Below are 2500 nucleotides of genomic sequence, written 5' to 3'. Positions count from 1 at the left end.
CACTATTGTTTTCTCTTCCTCCGGTTACTTAGATGTTTCAGTTCACCGGGTTTGCCCCCTTTCGGGTGACATGTCTTCAACATGCCGGGTTGCCCCATTCGGAAATCTACGGATTATAAGGTATGTGCCCCTCCCCGTAGCTTATCGCAGCTTATCGCGTCCTTCATCGCCTCTGAAAGCCTAGGCATCCGCCATACGCCCTTATTTAGCTTATTGTACTTTTTGCTCTAAACATTACTGTTTAGAACGAGCTCTTTATAATTATTATTTTTATAAAAATATTGTGTTAATCTTGCGATTAACTCTCTATCTTGATTTCTTTACGATATCATTTTACCAATATGTCAATGAACTTTAATAATTACGAATGATGAATTACAAATTTATAATTCATAATTTTCAATTCGTAATTGAATTGTGGAGAATATCGGAGTCGAACCGATGACCTCTTGCGTGCAAGGCAAGCGCTCTAGCCAACTGAGCTAATCCCCCATTTGAAATTCAGAATTATGAATTCAGAATTACGAATTTAGAATCCTCTAGTTTCCAGAATTTCCTTTCTAACAACTTACTCTTTGTAGTCTCGGGCAGACTCGAACTGCCGACCTCTACATTATCAGTGTAGCGCTCTAACCAGCTGAGCTACGAGACTATAATAGCTTATTATTAGTGTGTTTTAAAATTAACAGCAAAGAGTAAAATTTCCCTTTTGTAACTCACCATCTTTCTCTAGAAAGGAGGTGTTCCAGCCGCACCTTCCGGTACGGCTACCTTGTTACGACTTAGCCCTAGTTACCAGTTTTACCCTAGGTCGCTCCTCGCGGTAACGAACTTCAGGCACCCCCAGCTTCCATGGCTTGACGGGCGGTGTGTACAAGGCCCGGGAACGTATTCACCGGATCATGGCTGATATCCGATTACTAGCGATTCCAGCTTCACGGAGTCGAGTTGCAGACTCCGATCCGAACTGTGATATGGTTTATAGATTCGCTCCTATTCGCATAGTGGCTGCTCATTGTCCATACCATTGTAGCACGTGTGTAGCCCAGGACGTAAGGGCCGTGATGATTTGACGTCATCCCCACCTTCCTCACGGTTTGCACCGGCAGTCTCTCTAGAGTCCTCAGCTTAACCTGTTAGCAACTAAAAATAGGGGTTGCGCTCGTTATAGGACTTAACCTGACACCTCACGGCACGAGCTGACGACAACCATGCAGCACCTTGTGATCTGTCCGAAGAAAACTCTATCTCTAAAGCTGTCAGACCACATTTAAGCCCTGGTAAGGTTCCTCGCGTATCATCGAATTAAACCACATGCTCCACCGCTTGTGCGGGCCCCCGTCAATTCCTTTGAGTTTCAGTCTTGCGACCGTACTCCCCAGGTGGGATACTTATCACTTTCGCTTAGTCACTGAACCGAAGTCCAACAACTAGTATCCATCGTTTACGGCGTGGACTACCAGGGTATCTAATCCTGTTCGCTCCCCACGCTTTCGTCCCTCAGCGTCAGTATATACGTAGTAGACTGCCTTCGCAATCGGTATTCTAAGTAATATCTATGCATTTCACCGCTACACTACTTATTCTATCTACTTCCATATAACTCAAGTCAATCAGTATCAAAGGCAGTTCCATCGTTGAGCGATGGGATTTCACCTCTGACTTAATTGACCGCCTGCGGACCCTTTAAACCCAATGATTCCGGATAACGCTCGGACCCTCCGTATTACCGCGGCTGCTGGCACGGAGTTAGCCGGTCCTTATTCTTACAGTACCGTCAAGGATCTACACGTAGATCGGTTTCTTCCTGTATAAAAGCAGTTTACAACCCATAGGGCAGTCATCCTGCACGCGGCATGGCTGGTTCAGAGTTGCCTCCATTGACCAATATTCCTCACTGCTGCCTCCCGTAGGAGTCTGGTCCGTGTCTCAGTACCAGTGTGGGGGATAATCCTCTCAGACCCCCTACCTATCGTTGCCATGGTAAGCCGTTACCTTACCATCTAGCTAATAGGACGCATAGTCATCTTGTACCCATAAATGTTTAATAGTGTTCCGATGCCGAAGCACTACATTATGGAGTATTAATCTTCATTTCTAAAGGCTATCCTCCTGTACAAGGCAGATTCTATACGCGTTACGCACCCGTTCGCCGGTCGTCATCTATGCAAGCATAATGTTACCCCTCGACTTGCATGTGTTAAGCCTGCCGCTAGCGTTCATCCTGAGCCAGGATCAAACTCTTCATTGTATATTTTAAATAATATTAATGAATAAGTTTCAAAAGAATTTAACTTCGTTAGAAGTTGTGGTTATTCTACTCTTATTTACGCTGTCAATTTCAATATTTTCAATGAACCTAGTTTTTTTTAAAAAACCAGAGATAAGAATAATCTTATCATTTTTTGTAGAAATGTTAGAATCGAACTAACTGACATATTATTGTCATTTCCAAATTTCTTTAATCGTTACGCTTTCTGAAAGCGGTTGCAAATATACA

The 2500-nt window shown here is 43.8% G+C and carries 2 tRNA genes and 2 rRNA genes (1 of these 4 cut by a window edge); all 4 read right to left on the bottom strand.

Annotated features, from left to right (window positions below):
- Window positions 1–216 (bottom strand): 23S ribosomal RNA (locus tag ABNT14_RS01010); it reaches 2660 nt to the left of the window's first position.
- A gap of 202 nt (window positions 217–418) precedes the next feature.
- Window positions 419–492 (bottom strand) — tRNA-Ala (locus tag ABNT14_RS01005).
- 86 nt (window positions 493–578) lie between these two features.
- A tRNA-Ile gene (locus ABNT14_RS01000) sits at window positions 579–652 on the bottom strand.
- Between the two features lie 81 nt (window positions 653–733).
- A 16S ribosomal RNA gene (locus tag ABNT14_RS00995) occupies window positions 734–2251 on the bottom strand.
- The 16S and 23S rRNA genes sit together here with 2 tRNA genes alongside, the layout of an rRNA operon.
- Window positions 2252–2500 lie beyond the last annotated feature (249 nt).

This window comes from Tenacibaculum dicentrarchi (genome assembly GCF_964036635.1).
In the GTDB taxonomy this organism is placed as follows: Bacteria; Bacteroidota; Bacteroidia; order Flavobacteriales; family Flavobacteriaceae; genus Polaribacter; species Polaribacter dicentrarchi.
The sequence above is the reverse complement of the archived record's forward strand: the minus strand, read 5'-3'. Positions and strand labels throughout refer to the sequence as shown.